Consider the following 17109-nt stretch of genomic DNA (forward strand, 5'->3'; position numbering starts at 1 on the left):
AGATGCCCTTATAGAGGTGGGAATGCCCGCATAAGGGTATCATTCGGCATGAAAGATGCCCTTATAGAGGTGGGAATGCCCGCATAAGGGTTTCTTTCGACATTTGGATGCAGTTTAGACACTCTAGTTGCAGTTTTTTTCTTTTGTTTAAAGAATAGTGTCATCCGTTCCAATCAACAGCCCGTTAATCAGCAAAACCAAAAAAAGACCGGGCGGTTTTTGCCCGGTTTTTCTTAATTCCGATCCGTTATACCGCCAGTATTAGCTAAATTAGCAGGACCGGGTTTGATCCGGTCCTGGTGATTAACTTAATGCTTCAAAAGTTTTACAGTCAGTTTCCCGGCTGTTGTCGGCTGTCTCGCCTGAATGGCTGACTACATAAATTTTATCTGCATTGCACAGGTTTCCATGTTCCCAGTACTGACAGTTGTTAACTTCGCATAAGACGTCTTTTGCCATTGGTGTACCACTCCTTTGTGATTGATACATCATTAGCATGCTGTGAAACCCGGTAACTCATTCCCGCTAATTTTAGGAAAAAGAGTGTGTTAATACACATTTATTCGTTGAGTGCTTTTTCCAGAGTGGAAATATTTTTTTTCATCAACGTGAAATATGTTTCGTTGTTTTTGATGTCTTCATCTGTCAAAACGGAAAGATTGTGGAGGGTAAGTGTTTTACCGCCAATTTCATCCTGAACCATTTTTGCTAGCTTTGAGTTAAAATTTTGTTCGGTCAGAACATACTTTATTTTTGCGTCCTTAGCATGCGAAATGAGGTTTTGAAGTTCTTGTTGCGTCGGCTCATTTGTAGTTGACAGGCCGGAAATGTTGATTTGTTTCAGGCCATATCGTGTTTCCCAATAGCTGTAAGCGGCATGAGAAACGATGATTTCCTTGCGGTCAGCAGAACGAATCACCTCTGTAAACTCCTTGTCCAGATCCGTTAATTGGGCAGAAAGCTCGGCATAATTTTTTTCCAATACATCTTTATGCTCAGGCATTTGTTCCACTAATTGGTTTTTGATTGTCAGAGCAATTTCGTTTGCATAGATGGGATCTAGCCAGACGTGTGGGTTAATATCCCCGTGTCCGTGGCCGTCGTCACTTGAATGTGTTTCTTCGGCCTGATCATTGTTTCCCCCGTCCAAATGGAGCGAATCTCCGACTGGGAGCATTTTTACATCCTCATTTTTCAAGGTTTGTTCGGCTTTATCGACAAATCCCTCTAGCCCTAGACCAATATAGAAAAATAAGTCTGCATCGGCAAGCGATATCATATCCTTTTGAGATGGTTCAAAAGTATGTTCATCTGCTCCAGGCGGATAGATAGTTTTTACATCAACAAACTCGGCGCCAATTTGCTGAGTGAAATACTGAAGCGGGTAGACAGTGGTATATACTTTTAATTGGTTGTCATCCTTTTTTGCATTAGATGCTTCTTTTTGCCCGCAGCCGCTAAGGAAGCTAGAAACAATAATAAATAATACTAGGATGAAAGATAATTTTTTCAAACTAAAGACCTCCTTGGTTTCAAAGCGTAGTCATTACGATTTACAAGAGATGTTCTTTCCTTTTGTTATAGTTTTCTAATCAGAGTAAAAAAATATTAATTCGTAATGATTACGATTTACTTCTTGTATCATACAAAAGGATCGGCACAAATGCAAGTAAAACATTTTGGTTTGGTTAAGATTTGCGGTATTCTATTATGAGAACAAGCAAAAGGAGTGGAGCATGTGAGAATACTTGAGGAAATTCTTCAGTATAATAAACAATTTGTGGCTGATAAAAAGTATGAAGAATACACGACGACCAAATTTCCTAAAAAAAAAATGGTGATTTTAACATGTATGGATACTAGGCTTGTTGAACTTTTGCCAAGAGCATTGAATTTTCGCAACGGTGATGTGAAGATTGTCAAAAATGCCGGTGCGCTCATTATGCATCCGTTTGGAAGTATCATGAGGAGCATTCTGGTAGCAGTTTATCAGCTGCAGGCCGAGGAAGTGGCCATCATTGGGCATTATGACTGCGGCATGAACGGGATGAAGCCTGATGGGATGTTAGAAGAAATGAAACGGCGCGGTGTAAGCGATGATATGCTAAACACTTTGAATTACTCCGGAATCGATGTGAAAGAGTGGCTTCACGGTTTTGAAGATGTCAAGGAGAGTGTCGCCCACAGTGTTGAAATCGTAAAAAACCATCCTTTGATGCCAAAGGATGTTCCTGTACATGGTCTCGTAATTGATCCGGCAACGGGCAGGCTGGATCGTATAGTCGATGGATATGAAATTAGCTAGCATGATAAAACGTGTACCCAACTCAGTGATCATGAGCTTTTGTTTTTTTCTTAGGTGGCCACTCTTCCGGTACAGGGTCAAAGCCTCCGGGATGGAATGGCTGGCATTTTAGGATTCGAACAACGGTCAGCCATCCGCCTTTAAAAGGTCCGAATTTTTGGATCGCCTCAAGACCGTAATGGGAGCATGTTGGATAAAAACGGCAGGTTGGCGGTTTTAATGGCGAAATGACCTTTTGATAAAATCGAATGATGCCAATAAATATATTTTTTAACATAATAATCCCTTCTTGTACACAGAATCACAAAAAGGAGGCTGATTTACAGCTCCTTTTTATTTGTCTCCAGGTTCTTCGTTTCGTTTTCCGGTTTCCCTTCTTCGCTGTTGCTTTCAATCGGGTCGACGGTGTGTTTGAACTGATAGGCTTTGGAAGTCGTGAACACGCTTAAAACAAGGACAAGGATAACGATCAAGACGGAGATAATCAAAATAGTATACATAATACATCCTCCTTCGTTAAAATTATTGTAGCATGTTTTCACTCAGCATGTAAAAAAGTTGCGAAAGCATGTTTTTTCCCACCAAGAGAAGGGAATAGTACTAGTGATTAAGAGGAGGATGAAATGAACATGGCTCAATCTGAATTAATTCAAGCAGTAAACAAACAAGTGGCAAACTGGACGGTCCTTTATACTAAGATTCACAACTATCACTGGTATGTAAAAGGCCGGCACTTCTTCACGCTTCATGTCAAATTTGAAGAACTTTACAATGAGGCAGCGACAATCATCGATGAATTTGCAGAAAGAATTCTGGCGTTAGACGGAAAGCCAGTTGCTACACTTAAAGAGTATTTAGAGCTGTCTTCCGTTAAGGAAGCGACAGGTTCTGAAAAAGAGGAAGAAATGGTGAAACAATTGTATGATGACTTTGCAATGGTCGTCGAAGAGCTCCAGGAAGCGATCGAACTCGCAGAGAAAGCAGAAGATACCGCTACTGCAGATATGATGACCACATTAAAAATGAGCCTTCGTAAACATATGTGGATGTTTAAGGCTTACCTCGGATAAGCAAACTGGAATACATGTTACGAAAAAACTGGCTGAAGCGGCCGGTTTTTTTGTTAAGTAAAAAAACCGGCGTCATCAGCCGGTTCATATGTATGGACTATTTTGTTAATGGATGTTACGAGAAGGATATGTGACAGTGCGAGCACCAAAGTCATCCTGGGCAAATTTCCCCTTCAGACTTTCAATCAAATAAAGACCCATCAAATCAAATAGTTCCTGCTTATCAAGGTCATGGATGATCTTCAGCAAGTCCTCGCGGCTCATTTCTTCAAGGAAGGCAAAAGCGAGCATATCGATATCCTCTTCGTCGCCGGTCAATTTATTGCGATATAATTCATATAACTCATCAATTAGTTTCAAGACATTTCACCTCTCCTTCTGCCGATACTCTATTCTCAATCCTATACTTATTTAATACCCTTAACAAGAAAAAATATGCTTTCGGTTTTTCATGCACCAGCTGTTTATTTGTGTCTAATTTTAACATAATCCTTCCTTTTACAGTGCCTAAAATTATTTATTTTAATGATATTCAGCATAAAGGAATATAGACGCAGGGAACGATATTTATGAGGTGAGACATATGACAGTAAGCAAAAAAACATACTATATCAACATTAGTGATGGCGAAATTCAAAGTGTATCAACAGCATCTCCATGGAATTTTAAAATTGAAGCATCTGATGAGGAAATCAGTGGATTAAGGGAAATTTTCGATCAGGGTCATTCAACGGGCTGGCAAAACTTTATGAGGGCGCATGTACCATATGTCCAGTATCATTATGATCGGGAAAACGATGCCCTTGACAGCCAACTGCTAAAGACGTATGAAATAATCTATAAACTAGGCGATGAAGAAGCGCGGCACCATATTGAGAGCATGGGAATCCTCCCCGAAAAATAATTCAATGAACTGCAGTTTCTTCCTTATTCCGCTTTCGTTATAATGAGGGAAAGGAGAGAGGGTTATGCATACATTCAGTGCTGAAAATGGGGGAGAGGTTGTTTTAGCATTTAAAGAAAATGCCTTTGAACAGGAGGCAAGCCATGTGCTGATCATTTGTACCTATAACGGGGAGTGGCTACTCACTGATCATAAGAAAAGGGGCCTGGAATTTCCCGGAGGCAAAGCAGAAATAGGGGAGACACTTGAACAGGCAGCCCGTCGAGAAGTCATGGAGGAAACCGGTGCGTTATTGAAACGAATCAAAAGCATTGGAGAGTACCGGGTCAGCAGTGGAGAAGGTATATTTGTAAAAAGAATCTTTTACGGTGAAGCAGAGAAAATCATCCCGCAGGATCATTACTTCGAAACTAAGGGACCGGTTTTCAAAAAAGGGGATTTGCTGGAAGATAGAAGGAAGGCTGAATACAGTTTTATCATGAAGGATGACGTGATAAGATACTCCCTTGAATTTTTAACGGAGAAGTTACTGTTCTAATTCATTTATCAAAAAAAGCGAAGAAGCCGACTCTTATTCCGGCTTCTTTACTGGTTACTTTTGATTAGCTTCTTTTCAAGTAGCTCTACCAGCTGGTACATCATGGTGGCAAAAACAGCAATCACAAAGAGCGACAGGAACACGAGCGTAAAGTTGAATACTTGGAATCCATAGATGATCATATAGCCGAGACCTCGTGACGAAACGAGGAATTCCCCGACGATGACACCTACCCAGCTCAGGCCGACATTGACTTTCAAACTTGAAATGATGGTCGGGAATGAGGCGGGCAGGATGGCTTCCTTAAAACATTGCGTCCTTGTCGCACCGAATGTCTGCAGCACTTTTAAATAGTTTTGGTCGACTTCTTTAAAAGAAGTGTAGACCACGATGGTCGTGATGATCACAGAGATGATCGCTCCCATTGCAATGATCGAGGTCATATTCGTACCAAGGGCTACAATCAGTATCGGGCCGAGCGCGACCTTTGGCATAGAATTTAAAATGACTAGGTACGGGTCTAATATTCGGGAAAGTAGCGGTGACCACCAAAGAACAGCGGCTAGCATGGTTCCGGCTAGAGTTCCTAGGATGAATCCAAGTACGGTTTCTGCCAGTGTGACCCCGAGGTTGACTGCAAGCGAACCGTCGAGCGTCTTCTCTATCAGCAGGTTCCAAACTTTGGAGGGGGAACTGAAGAGAAGAGGATCAATCCATCTTTGTCGGCTTGATAGTTCCCAGCCTGCGAAAAAGGTGAAGAAAATCAACAATTGATAGACGCGGACTTTTTTTCGCTCGCTCCTTAGCCTTTTCAGGTACTGCTGGTGAAGGAGTTCAGTATTCTTCTGGTTCAAGATATTCCAACTCCTTCCATATTGATTGGAACAGCTCATTATATAAGGGATGGTTCCTCACCTCAAAAGGACTGATGTTTCTAAGTTCTTCCGGGATCAAGAAGACTTGGTGCAATCGTCCTGGCCTTGGTGAGAGCAGAAAGATGCGATCGCTCATCGCGATAGCTTCTCCGATATCGTGTGTAACCAAAATTGCTGTTTTTTCAAATGTCTTGAGTGTGTTGGAAACGAGATTCTCGAGCTTCAATTTTGTGAGATAATCGAGGGCGGAAAATGGCTCATCGAGCATGAGCAGTTTAGGTTCTGTTGCCAGTGTCCGCACCAGTGCCACCCGCTGGCGCATTCCTCCAGATAGCTGTTTAGGATAAAGTTTTCCTACATTCTCCAGTCCCATCTGCTCGAGGAGTGCCAAAACTTCTTCTTTTTTTTGCGCATTTAAAGTTCCACTGATCTTCAGTCCTAGTAAAATATTTTCCTCAATCGTTTTCCATGGGAATAGATAATCCTGCTGCAGCATATATCCAGTCTGATTCGAAGCCTGTTTGACTGTTTTTCCTTCAAGTTTTACCTGGCCGTCTGAAGGATCGATCAGCCCAGCGATAATGGAAAGCAATGTTGTTTTGCCGCAGCCGCTCGGTCCCAGGAAGGAAACGAATTCCCCTTCCCGGACATCGAGTGAAATATCATTTAGCGCAGTGACGGCAGATGTTTTCGTAAAATAAGTGTGATGGATTCCTGTTAACGTCAAAAAGTCCATTATGCGGCAACCTCCTGTTATTTCATGACTTTTCCAGCCACGTCTGTATCGACCAAAGTGTCATGGCTGATTTGCTTAGGAAGCTCCCCGGCTTCCTCCATGATGGCCTGGAGATTGTTCCACTCCTCTTCATCGAGAATTGGGTCTGTTGCGTACGTGCCCTGGCTTTTATAACGGTCCACTACGGTCTCGATCAGTGATAAATCTGTATCTTTAAAATATTCCTGGATGGCTTCAGCTGTCTCTTTCGCACTGTGAGAATCGACCCATTGTTGTGCTTTGTAAACGGCACGGGTAAACTTTTCTATCGTCTCCGCATTCTCCTTCATGAAGCTTTGTTTTGCCATGAATGTGGTATAAGGTACATGACCGGATTCCGTTCCAAATGAAGCGACGATATGGCCCTTTCCTTCTTTTTCAAACAAGCTTGCCTGAGGCTCGAATAGCTGTACAAAGTCACCTGTTCCAGAAGCAAAGGCATTTGGAATATTGGCGTAATCAATATTTTGGATCATCTTTAAATCTTGCTTTGGATCAATATTGTGTTTCTTGAGCACGAATTCACCGACCATTTGTGGCATTCCGCCTGTACGCTGTCCGAGGTAGGTAGACCCTTTCAACTGGTCCCATGAAAAATGGTCGATTTTCTGTCTGGAAACAAGGAAGGTGCCATCCGTCTGGGTCAGCTGGGCGAAATTGATGACTGGGTCGTTGGAATCTTGGGCATACACGTAAATAGAAGTTTCCGAGCCAACGAGGGCGATATCCGCCGCATTCGACAGCACGGCTGTCATTGTCTTGTCGCCGCCCCAGGCTGTAGTGAGTTCGATATTTAGCCCTTCTTCCTCAAAAAATCCTTTGGCAAGGGCAACATATTGAGGGGCATAGAAGATCGAACGGGTTACCTCTGCTACTTTCACGGTCTGTACTTTATTGTTTTGGCTGCAGGCTGAAAGAGGAATAATGAGAAAAGCAACCAAAATAATAGCAAGACCGGCTTTGAACCATTTTTTCATATTGATGCCTCCTAAAAAATCTGTCTTAAATTGGGCTTACGATAATGTATGAGGCGAGAAAAAAATGTGTGAATGCCTAGTAGCAAAATAGAAAAAATTCCTATTAGAGGAGTGATAACGGTGGCCAATGACGGTCTAATCATTTCAGCAGATCCCTATCCTTCTCCAAATCCAAAAGTCAAACTTGACATGGTGAGATATTTTGCAGGCGGGTTGCGCGTTAAGGGGCTGTTGGCAAGACCAACTGACGGAAGCGGGACAGAAGGCTTTCTTTATCTTCGTGGCGGCATCAAAAATGTGGGAAAGGTGAGGCCAGCTCGTATCGCCCAATTTGCTTCCGAAGGCTTTACGGTTTTTGCTCCTTTTTATCGAGGAAACCAAGGTGGGGAAGGGAATGAAGACTTTGGCGGGAAGGACCGTGACGATGCGTTTGCCGGCTTTAGGCTGCTCCAGTCTCTTCCAGGAGTGGAAAGAGTTCACGTTTTTGGATTTTCTAGAGGCGGATTGATGGCCTTGCTGACCGGCATTCAATTTCCGGAGACAGCTTCCGTTGTTACATGGGGAGGCGTGACCGATTTATTTTTAACCTATGTAGAAAGAAAAGATCTGCGCAGAATGATGAAAAGAGTAATCGGCGGATCACCGAAAAAAGTACCGAACCGCTATAAATTCAGAACGCCATTATATGAACTCGAGAACCTAAAAGCACCCGTGCTGCTGATCCATGGTCGCAATGACCGAAATGTGTCAGTAGAACATTCTTATCGGATCGAGAAACGGTTAAAAGACTTAAAGAAACCTGTAGAAAGCTGGTATTTTGATGAATATACACACTATTTTCCTCCAGTAGTGAATCGGAAAGTCGTCAGTGATTTAACGAATTGGATGAAATCACAGCCTCAATAATGATAAAATATAGGGGAAGTTATTTGTGAAGAGGAGCGGAAAAATAATGGGAATGCCATTAGAATTAAATACAATGATCGTAACAAAAGGCCGCGAAAAAAGGCTCAAAGACAATTTCTTCTCTTTGAAAAAGAAAGGCTATAGGCTTTATCCAATCGACATTCCACTGGAAGTAAGAAAGACGATCGAAGGGGATCTGGCCGGAACAGGCGTCATCTCAAAACTCGAGTGGACAGAAAATGAGACAATCTTAACGTATCAATTAGTTTCTTTGAAGTCAACGAACTGAGCAGGGCACATTTTGTGCCCTGTTGTTATTTTTTGCGAGGAAACCGGATTTTTGGTCACCAATAGGGGCTTTTCATTGATGAATAACGAGCCACAAAAACTAAAGGCCATCTCTTCGCCAGAGATGGCCTCGCTTAAATTCTTATTTAACGGTTGGTCCGCCTTTTTCTTCGATTTCAGATGGTATGTTTGAGAACTTTTTAAAGTTGTCGCGGAACTGGGCTGCGAGCTCGTTTGCTTTTGTATAGTAGGCTTCCTTGTCAGTCCACACTTTAACTGGCTGGAGGACATCGTCAGGTACACCTGGTACGTGCAGTGGGATCTCAAGGCCAAAGATTTCGTCTTTTGCGGTTTCGACGTTCGTCAGTTCGCCTTCTAGTGCAGCCTGGACCATTGCTCTAGTGTACGCCAACTTCATGCGGCTTCCAATGCCATATTCTCCGCCAGTCCATCCCGTATTCACGAGGAATACCTTTGCGTTGTGCTCGGCAATTTTTTCACCAAGCATTTCGGCGTACTTTGTTGCTGCAAGCGGCAGGAAGGGAGAACCAAAGCATGTGGAGAATGTTGCCTGCGGTGATGTAATGCCGCGTTCTGTACCAGCGAGCTTGGACGTGTATCCGCTCAGGAAGTGATACATTGCTTGTTCCTTTGTTAACCTGGCAATTGGAGGCAGTACCCCGAAAGCGTCGGCTGTCAGGAATACAATGGCGTTTGGATGGCCAGCGATGCTTGGATCCACGATATTTTCAATCGCTTGAATTGGATAGGCTGCCCGAGTGTTTTCGGTCAGGCTGCCGTCATCATAATTGGCCACACGTGTATCATCATCGACTACGACGTTCTCGAGAACCGAGCCAAATCGGATTGCCTCAAAGATTTGCGGTTCTCTTTCCTTGGACAAATTGATGCATTTGGCATAGCAGCCGCCTTCGATGTTGAACACACCATTAGCAGACCAGCCGTGTTCATCATCCCCAATCAACCGGCGGTTATTGTCAGCAGATAAAGTTGTTTTGCCTGTACCGGATAGTCCAAAGAACAAGGCGACATCGCCTTCGCGTCCAACATTCGCCGAGCAGTGCATCGACAAAATCCCGTTTTCCGGAAGCAAATAATTCATTATCGAGAAGATCGATTTCTTCATTTCACCGGCGTACTCAGTCCCGCCGATCAAGACGACGCGCTGTTCGAAGGAAATGATGATGAAGGTTTCAGAGTTTGTCCCATCTATCTCAGGGTCGGCTTTGAAGGTAGGGGCTGAAAGGATTGTAAACTCGGATTCATGCTCAGCAAGATCTGCTTCTGTTGGCCGAATGAATAATTGATGGGCAAAAAGATTATGCCATGCATATTCATTGATGACTTGAATGGGTAGGCGGTACTTCTTATCTGCTCCAGCAAATCCGTTGAAAACGAAAACTTCGTCTTTATCTTGGAGGTACTTCAATACCTTATTATATAGCTTCGTAAAAGATTCCTTGGAGATCGGCTGGTTGACTGGCCCCCAGGCGATTTTATCTTTTACGGATTCTTCTTCGACAATAAATTTATCTTTAGGGGAACGGCCAGTATATTTACCAGTCGTCGCTCTTATCGCACCTGTTGACGTCAAGATTCCTTCTTTTCGGTTTAGCACCTTTTCAACTAGCTGGGGGACAGAAAGCTGTACCCGTATATTGCTTCCATTAATTAATCCTGAAAGTTCATTTGATATCCCTACAACGTTCATCGGAGAATACCTTCCTTTTTAAAAGATTCAGATTATGTAATTTCTTGATATTAGTATAGCACATTTAACGAATTAATCTATACTAATATACGGAAAAATTCCATTTGTCCATACGTTAGGAAATTGAGAATGTATTTTGAAAAAAAACCATTGACAGGCCATTATATCTTCGTTATGATTTGGACTTGAACGGATACTCTCTTATCCCGAGCTGGTGGAGGGACAGGCCCAATGAAACCCAGCAACCTGCAAACGAGAATGACAGCTTTTGAATTTGCTGTCCCTTTTTCGGGCAAAGGTGCTAACCTGATGCAAGGGATTTGCCCTTGAACGATAAGAGCGAAAGGCGCGGAATTTAGCAAAAACCTTTCCTCATATTTGGAGAGGTTTTTTATATTGTTTTTTCCTGGCCAATGCATGGGACTACTGCTGGGTTAAATTTTAAAAAAGAAGTTCACCATGAATTTTCCTAATAAAAACTCAGCGTTTATTTCATACTACATAGGGAATGAGTACCGTATCAAACGAGGTTTGTATTGGGACAGCCTCGGGTCTATTTTTATAAATGAGGGAGGAACTCAGATGTCACACAAACGCCGTTTGTTTACTTCTGAATCAGTAACAGAAGGCCATCCAGATAAAATTTGCGACCAGATTTCTGATGCGATTTTGGATGCGATCCTGGCTAAAGATGCGAACGCGCGTGTTGCAGCCGAAACATCCGTTACGACAGGCTTGGTCCTAGTTGCAGGCGAAATCACCACTTCTACATACGTAGATATTCCAAAAATCGTCCGTGAAACCATCAAGGAAATCGGCTATACTCGCGCAAAGTACGGATTCGACGCGGAAACTTGCGCAGTGTTAACTGCCATCGACGAGCAGTCAGCTGATATAGCGATGGGGGTTGACCAGGCGCTTGAAGCACGTGAAGGTCAGATGTCAGACGCAGAAATCGAAGCAATTGGTGCTGGAGACCAAGGTTTAATGTTCGGTTTTGCGTGCAACGAAACGAAAGAGCTTATGCCACTTCCAATTTCTTTGGCACATAAAATTTCCCGACGTCTGACGGAAGTTCGCAAGGAAGAAATCCTTCCTTACCTGCGTCCAGACGGAAAAACTCAGGTAACAGTTGAATACGACGAGAATGACAAGCCAGTCCGCATCGATACAATCGTTATCTCAACACAGCACCATCCTGAAGTTTCGCTTGAGCAAATCCAGCGCAACCTTAAGGAACATGTTATCAAGCCTGTCGTACCGGCAGAATTGATTGATGAAAACACAAAATACTTCATCAACCCAACTGGCCGTTTCGTAATTGGCGGACCACAAGGTGATGCAGGTCTTACTGGCCGCAAGATCATCGTAGATACTTACGGTGGATATGCTCGCCACGGCGGAGGCGCATTCTCTGGGAAGGATCCTACAAAAGTGGATCGTTCAGCTGCATACGCGGCGCGTTATGTTGCCAAGAACCTCGTTGCTGCTGGTCTTGCCGAAAAAGTCGAAGTTCAGCTTGCATACGCAATCGGCGTTGCCCGTCCGGTATCCATCTCCATTGATACGTTTGGAACAGGAAAAGTGAGTGAGGACGTACTGATCGACGTTGTGGAAAGCAACTTCGACCTTCGACCTGCTGGTATTATCAAAATGTTGGACTTGCGCAAGCCAATTTACAAACAGACAGCTGCTTACGGACACTTTGGCCGTTCGGACGTTGACCTTCCATGGGAGCGTACAGACAAAGCTGAAACGCTCCGTACTCAAGCTCTCGGCAAATAAGAAAAAGGAGTTACATAGAAATTATGTAACTCCTTTTTCTTATCAAACGTCAAATCAGTAATTAGATGGTTTGCGAATGGAGCAAAAGGTGAAAAATAAAGTATTCCCTTAAATTCCCCATGGATTTTACTGCAAAAATTTTGTGTTTAATGATAGGATAAGATGGTATGTTTGGATTGAAAGCAAAAAACATTAATAAATTTTTTTACTGAAATGGAGAAGGTGAAGTACATAATGTGTGGCTTTATCGGATGTGTACATGAGAAAGCGCAGGAATACAGTAGCGAAGATAAGCAGCTGTTCAAGAATATGAATGACATCATCACCCACCGTGGTCCAGATGATGATGGATATTTCTACGATGAGCATATCCAGTTCGGCTTCCGTCGTTTGAGCATCATCGACCTGGAGGCTGGCCATCAGCCATTGACGTATGAAAATGAACGTTATTGGATCATTTTCAACGGAGAAATATACAACTACCTAGAGCTTCGTGAAGAGTTGATCGAAGAAGGACTGACGTTCGAAACCCACTCTGATACAGAAGTGATCATTGCTCTATACAGCCAGGTCAAGGAGCAGGCTGTCGACAAGCTGCGCGGAATGTTCGCATTTGTCATTTGGGATAAGCAAGAAATGGTTCTTTACGGGGCACGGGACCATTTCGGCATTAAACCATTCTTTTATTTTGAAGATGAAAATCGTACATTCTTCGGTTCTGAAAAGAAGAGCATTTTGCTTGGCTTGCAGAATGATGTAATTGATTATAAGGCTCTGCAACATTTTTTAACATACCAGTTTGTTCCCGAACCGGACACCATGTCTGAGGGCATTTACAAGCTGGAACCAGGGCATTATTTTACAAAAAAAATTGGTTCGTCGATGGAAATAAAGCGTTACTGGAAAGCGAGCTTCTCGCCTATCCATAAATCAGAGGATGAATTCACGAAGGAGATCAGGGATGTCCTGTTCGAATCGGTGAAAATTCATATGCGCAGTGATGTGCCAGTTGGTTCATTCCTTTCTGGCGGGATTGATTCGTCGATCATCGCGTCGATCGCAAAGCAATACCATCCTGGAATCAAGACATTCTCGGTCGGATTTGAACAGGATGGCTTCAGCGAGATTGATGTCGCCAAAGAAACGGCTGATCGACTCGGTGTGGAAAATATCAGCTATGTAATCAGTCCACAGGAATACATGGATGAACTCCCTAAAATTATGTGGCATATGGATGATCCGCTTGCTGACCCGGCCGCTATCCCATTGTATTTCGTAGCGCGTGAAGCTAGGAAGCATGTAACGGTTGTCCTTTCCGGTGAAGGTGCCGATGAATTATTCGGCGGATATAATATTTACCGCGAACCGCAAGACCTTGAGGTTTTTAATAAGATTCCTAGAGTGGGGAAGGCGTTGCTAAAGGGCATCTCCAATATAATGCCTGAAGGCTTGAAAGGGAAGAGTTTCATCGAGCGCGGCGTCACTCCAATGGAAGAGCGCTATATCGGAAATGCAAAAATGTTCACTGAAAAAGAAAAGAGCGAACTGCTCCGCGTATATAACGGCAAGTACGATTTTAGGGATATAACGAAGCCTCTATACCGCGAAAGCCGAGGATACGATCCGGTTGATACTATGCAGTACATTGATATCCACACATGGATGCGCGGCGATATTTTATTAAAAGCTGATAGAATGACAATGGCACATTCTTTGGAGCTTCGCGTACCATTCCTTGATAAGGTTGTTTTTGAAACAGCTTCTAAAATTCCGACAAGCTTGAAGACTGCTAACCATACAACGAAGTATATTTTGCGAAAAGCGGCGGAAGGGGTGGTCCCTGACCATGTGCTTACCCGCAAGAAACTTGGTTTCCCGGTGCCAATTAGACATTGGCTTAGGAATGAAATGAACGAATGGGCCAAGAAAATCATTATGGAAAGCAACACAGAACATCTGATTAATAAGGCTTACGTGTTGAGGCTACTGGATGAGCACTGTCAGAACAAAGCGGATTACAGCCGTAAAATCTGGACTGTATTGATGTTTATGATGTGGCATGATGTGTATATTGAAAAAAAATACTCCTTTGAGAAGGAGTATATGGCACAAAAAGTTTTCCAGTCTTAAAAATTAGGGAGGTTGGCGACCAGCAATCCTCCCATTTGCACCCAGGCTTTTAGGGTGCTTTTCTTTTTTGAGAGAAGGTCATGGCTCTAGATGAAGTTTAAGTATCGTTCTGTAAATCTTTATAATATTGTCCTTTTTCAGCATATTCTCTTGAAATACGTTCCATATCTCGAATGTCAGATTCATTCAATTCTCGAATTACTTTTGCGGGGCGTCCAAAAGCAAGTGTATTGGGAGGAATCTTTTTTCCTTGAGGAACAAGGCTTCCGGCACCGATAAATGCTCCTTCGCCGATTTCAGCTTTATCAAGGACGATCGACCCCATCCCAATCAAAGCCTTTTTCCTAACAATGCAGCTGTGTAGGACGACTTGATGTCCGACCGTCACCTCGTCTTCGAGGATCAAAGGATTATTTGGACTTTGATGCAGCACCGAGTTATCTTGAATGTTCACTTTATTGCCAATAATCGTTGGGGCAACATCGCCACGTATCGAGGTATTGAACCAGACACTCGACTGCTCTCCGATTTCAACATCTCCGGAGATGGTTACATAATCTGCGATAAAAGCAGAATCTGCTATTTTCGGTGTTTTGCCTTTGTAAGAATAAATCATTATGCACACTCCTATACTTTAACATGCTTTCGCTTTCATTTGGAATCTGGGCTGACCCAGGCGTTTGCGCTTTTCTTATTCATTAATTATATATTATAGTTCTTTTAAAGAAAGAAAAAGGATTTAAGGGGGAATGGTCATGTGGAAATGGGAAGCTGATGGGAATGCTAAGGCTGTAATAGTCATGATACATGGTGCGATGGAGCATCATCGCCGTTATGGATGGCTGATTGAAGCGTGGCGCTCAGCGGGATTTCATGTCATAATGGGGGATTTGCCTGGACATGGGATGACGACAAGAGCGAACCGTGGCCATATTGATTCCTTTGATGAATATATTTTAGAAGTGAAAGAGTGGATAAATGCAGCATATGACTTTGACCTCCCAGTGTTTCTGTTTGGCCATAGCATGGGCGGACTCATTGCCATCCGCTTGCTCCAAGAAGAACATATCGAAATTGCCGGATTGATCTTGTCCTCCCCATGCCTTGGTTTAGTGAAATATCCATCACGAATGCTGGATATGCTCTCGCATGGCTTGAATGTAATCGTTCCAACATTTCGAATTTCTTCTGGTTTGTCTGTTGAGCTGGCAACTAGAAACGAAGACGTCAGGGCAGTTGATGCAAATGATTCCTTATACATTACCAAAGTATCGGTGCGCTGGTACCGTGAGCTGGCAGCAGCAATGGAACTCGCGTTTGAGCATATGAATAAAGTCCACGACGTACCGACGCTGCTTTTGCAGGCTGGAGACGACAAGATTGTCGATAAGCGTGCTGTTAAAGAATGGTTCAATAATGCACCGCTCTCCGAAAAAAGATATAAAGAATGGCCGAAATGCTACCATGAAGTTTTCAATGAACCAGAACGCGAAGAGGTTTTTGAGTATGCGCATGATTTTGTCATCAGCCAGCTTAAGGCGATTGGATATGTTTATTAGTAAGCGGAGGAGGAGAGCAGCGAGATGATTCCATCAAGGCCCATCAGTTTGATGTATCGTGTGTACAGAAAAGTCCTGCCACAAGTTCACCGGGAGCTGGCCTATTGGAAAAGCAAGGCGGAGGAAATTCCGAATCCAGAACTAAGGAAACAGGCGCTTGCCAGCATTGAAAACAAGACTTTCCATTGTGAAGGCGGTTCGATTTTAAGTCTGGCCGCGAAAAAGAATCATAAAGAGGCCATCCGGTTCATTGTGGCATACCAGACAATTAGTGATTATCTCGATAATCTTTGTGATCGCAGCACCTCGCTTGATCCGGTGGATTTTGCGGCGCTGCATGAGTCAATGGCGGATGCTGTCAGCCTGGACCACCAATTGAAAGACTATTACCGCGAACGAGAAGACCAGAATGATGGCGGGTATTTGAGGGAACTTGTGACCGCTTGCCGAGAAGTCCTTGCTAGGGTTGAACATTATCAGGATGTAAAAAAGCATATGGGTGAACTATGCGAATATTATTGTGATTTGCAGGTTCATAAGCATGTGGAGGTAAAGGATCGTGTACCCAGGCTGCAAACATGGTTCGATGGCCATCGTGAAAAAAATCCCGACATGGAATGGTACGAATTCTCAGCCTGTACTGGATCGACGCTCGGCATCTTTTGTCTCGTATCCTACGCCCTTCGCGATGATTTCAAACCGGAATATGCGGATAGTATCCGCAACGGTTATTTTCCATACATACAAGGGCTGCACATCCTCCTGGATTATTTCATCGACCAGGAGGAAGACCGCGAAGGCGGCGACTTGAACTTCTGTTTTTATTATGAAAATGAAGAAGCATTGTTTGATAGGTTGCGGCATTTTGTGAAAAATGCCGATCGGCACACAGCTCGATTGCCACACCGTAAATTTCACAAACTGATTAACCGTGGGCTGCTCGGCGTTTACTTGTCCGACGAAAAAGTAAGAAGGCAGGAAAAAATTAGAAAGCTTGCCTGGGAAATGATCAAGTCGGCCGGACCTGTCAGCTACTTCTTTTATATCAATGGACGAGCTTATCGGTCATTGCAGAAATGGGTGCCTGCAGGAGTCGTAAAGGCGTTTATAAAATAGTTAGGAAGCCAGGGGAAACCTGGCTTTTATAATGTTTGTACTCAAAATAGGGAGAGCTGAATCATGCATGTGCCCGTGAACAGGAGAAAGTCTAATTTACGGTCACATAAAAGGCAATCATGTGCCACTGAACAGGAGAAAGCCCGATT

The 17109-nt window shown here is 43.4% G+C and carries 20 protein-coding genes and 1 riboswitch; of the genes, 10 read left to right on the forward strand and 10 right to left on the reverse strand.

Annotation, left to right across the window (positions count from 1 at the left end; all coding sequences use genetic code 11):
• Positions 1–303 precede the first annotated feature (303 nt).
• On the reverse strand, positions 304–459 hold the full coding sequence (locus tag UB32_RS19590; protein WP_079510168.1) for a DUF1540 domain-containing protein: 156 nt from the start codon (positions 457–459) through the stop codon (positions 304–306).
• Between the two features lie 100 nt (positions 460–559).
• The gene (locus UB32_RS15550; protein ID WP_044395334.1) at positions 560–1513 is read right to left on the reverse strand and encodes a metal ABC transporter solute-binding protein, Zn/Mn family; all 954 of its coding nucleotides are present in this window, start codon (positions 1511–1513) and stop codon (positions 560–562) included.
• A 225-nt stretch (positions 1514–1738) separates the two neighbouring features.
• On the opposite strand from UB32_RS15550, the gene UB32_RS15555 reads away from it, so the two are divergent.
• Positions 1739–2305 carry a beta-class carbonic anhydrase gene (locus tag UB32_RS15555; RefSeq protein ID WP_044395336.1) on the forward strand — a complete coding sequence of 189 codons (567 nt, stop codon included), beginning with the start codon at positions 1739–1741 and terminating at the stop codon, positions 2303–2305.
• A gap of 22 nt (positions 2306–2327) precedes the next feature.
• Here the strand turns inward: UB32_RS15555 and yidD are convergent, their stop codons facing one another.
• Positions 2328–2582, reverse strand: coding sequence for a membrane protein insertion efficiency factor YidD (gene yidD / locus UB32_RS15560; RefSeq protein ID WP_044395338.1), 255 nt, complete (start codon positions 2580–2582; stop codon positions 2328–2330).
• 43 nt (positions 2583–2625) lie between these two features.
• Positions 2626–2805, reverse strand: a complete 180-nt coding sequence (ytzI, locus tag UB32_RS15565; RefSeq protein ID WP_044395340.1) for a YtzI protein — start codon at positions 2803–2805, stop codon at positions 2626–2628.
• A 123-nt stretch (positions 2806–2928) separates the two neighbouring features.
• On the opposite strand from ytzI, the gene UB32_RS15570 reads away from it, so the two are divergent.
• Complete coding sequence (locus UB32_RS15570; protein ID WP_431305977.1) at positions 2929–3375, forward strand: Dps family protein; 447 nt, start codon at positions 2929–2931, stop codon at positions 3373–3375.
• Between the two features lie 105 nt (positions 3376–3480).
• Here UB32_RS15570 and UB32_RS15575 read toward each other — a convergent pair whose 3' ends face one another.
• Complete coding sequence (locus tag UB32_RS15575) at positions 3481–3735, reverse strand: DUF6154 family protein (protein WP_044395342.1); 255 nt, start codon at positions 3733–3735, stop codon at positions 3481–3483.
• 223 nt (positions 3736–3958) lie between these two features.
• On the opposite strand from UB32_RS15575, the gene UB32_RS15580 reads away from it, so the two are divergent.
• Both UB32_RS15580 and ytkD read left to right on the forward strand, forming a co-directional pair.
• Positions 3959–4279, forward strand: a complete 321-nt coding sequence (locus UB32_RS15580; protein ID WP_044395344.1) for a hypothetical protein — start codon at positions 3959–3961, stop codon at positions 4277–4279.
• Between the two features lie 64 nt (positions 4280–4343).
• Positions 4344–4817 (forward strand): RNA deprotection pyrophosphohydrolase, encoded by a 474-nt coding sequence (gene ytkD / locus UB32_RS15585; RefSeq protein ID WP_044395347.1) that lies wholly within the window; start codon positions 4344–4346, stop codon positions 4815–4817.
• Between the two features lie 47 nt (positions 4818–4864).
• On the opposite strand, the gene UB32_RS15590 is transcribed toward ytkD, so the two are convergent.
• Genes UB32_RS15590 through UB32_RS15600 form a run of 3 tightly spaced genes read right to left on the reverse strand, consistent with a single transcriptional unit; the run spans position 4865 to position 7444 of the window.
• Positions 4865–5710 carry an ABC transporter permease gene (locus UB32_RS15590; RefSeq protein ID WP_044395350.1) on the reverse strand — a complete coding sequence of 282 codons (846 nt, stop codon included), beginning with the start codon at positions 5708–5710 and terminating at the stop codon, positions 4865–4867.
• Positions 5652–6428: an ABC transporter ATP-binding protein gene (locus UB32_RS15595; RefSeq protein WP_044395352.1), complete on the reverse strand. Its 777-nt coding sequence runs from the start codon at positions 6426–6428 to the stop codon at positions 5652–5654. The genes UB32_RS15590 and UB32_RS15595 overlap by 59 nt, the downstream gene beginning before the upstream one ends.
• A gap of 17 nt (positions 6429–6445) precedes the next feature.
• Positions 6446–7444 (reverse strand): ABC transporter substrate-binding protein, encoded by a 999-nt coding sequence (locus tag UB32_RS15600; RefSeq protein WP_044395354.1) that lies wholly within the window; start codon positions 7442–7444, stop codon positions 6446–6448.
• A gap of 120 nt (positions 7445–7564) precedes the next feature.
• Here UB32_RS15600 and UB32_RS15605 point away from each other — a divergent pair, with 120 nt between their 5' ends.
• Both UB32_RS15605 and UB32_RS15610 read left to right on the forward strand, forming a co-directional pair.
• A complete protein-coding gene (locus UB32_RS15605; RefSeq protein WP_241768525.1) occupies positions 7565–8350 on the forward strand; it encodes an alpha/beta hydrolase family protein in 786 nt (261 codons plus the stop codon).
• A 46-nt stretch (positions 8351–8396) separates the two neighbouring features.
• Positions 8397–8639 (forward strand): DUF2584 domain-containing protein, encoded by a 243-nt coding sequence (locus UB32_RS15610; protein WP_044395359.1) that lies wholly within the window; start codon positions 8397–8399, stop codon positions 8637–8639.
• A 141-nt stretch (positions 8640–8780) separates the two neighbouring features.
• On the opposite strand, the gene pckA is transcribed toward UB32_RS15610, so the two are convergent.
• Positions 8781–10370 carry a phosphoenolpyruvate carboxykinase (ATP) gene (pckA, locus tag UB32_RS15615; protein WP_044395361.1) on the reverse strand — a complete coding sequence of 530 codons (1590 nt, stop codon included), beginning with the start codon at positions 10368–10370 and terminating at the stop codon, positions 8781–8783.
• A 198-nt stretch (positions 10371–10568) separates the two neighbouring features.
• Positions 10569–10710: riboswitch (SAM riboswitch) on the forward strand.
• 242 nt (positions 10711–10952) lie between these two features.
• Between pckA and metK the strand changes: the two genes are divergently transcribed.
• Together metK and asnB are read left to right on the forward strand one after the other, a co-directional pair.
• Positions 10953–12155 carry a methionine adenosyltransferase gene (metK, locus tag UB32_RS15620; RefSeq protein WP_044395363.1) on the forward strand — a complete coding sequence of 401 codons (1203 nt, stop codon included), beginning with the start codon at positions 10953–10955 and terminating at the stop codon, positions 12153–12155.
• 234 nt (positions 12156–12389) lie between these two features.
• The gene (gene asnB / locus UB32_RS15625) at positions 12390–14285 is read left to right on the forward strand and encodes an asparagine synthase (glutamine-hydrolyzing) (protein WP_044395365.1); all 1896 of its coding nucleotides are present in this window, start codon (positions 12390–12392) and stop codon (positions 14283–14285) included.
• Between the two features lie 97 nt (positions 14286–14382).
• On the opposite strand, the gene UB32_RS15630 is transcribed toward asnB, so the two are convergent.
• Complete coding sequence (locus tag UB32_RS15630; RefSeq protein WP_044395367.1) at positions 14383–14901, reverse strand: gamma carbonic anhydrase; 519 nt, start codon at positions 14899–14901, stop codon at positions 14383–14385.
• Positions 14902–15040: 139 nt separating this feature from the next.
• Here UB32_RS15630 and UB32_RS15635 point away from each other — a divergent pair, with 139 nt between their 5' ends.
• Both UB32_RS15635 and UB32_RS15640 read left to right on the forward strand, forming a co-directional pair.
• Positions 15041–15844 carry an alpha/beta hydrolase gene (locus UB32_RS15635; RefSeq protein ID WP_044395369.1) on the forward strand — a complete coding sequence of 268 codons (804 nt, stop codon included), beginning with the start codon at positions 15041–15043 and terminating at the stop codon, positions 15842–15844.
• A 24-nt stretch (positions 15845–15868) separates the two neighbouring features.
• Positions 15869–16960, forward strand: a complete 1092-nt coding sequence (locus tag UB32_RS15640) for a tetraprenyl-beta-curcumene synthase family protein (RefSeq protein ID WP_044395371.1) — start codon at positions 15869–15871, stop codon at positions 16958–16960.
• Positions 16961–17109: the final 149 nt, after the last annotated feature.

This window comes from Mesobacillus subterraneus, from assembly GCF_000934845.1.
Classification (GTDB): domain Bacteria; phylum Bacillota; class Bacilli; order Bacillales; family Cytobacillaceae; genus Mesobacillus; species Mesobacillus stamsii.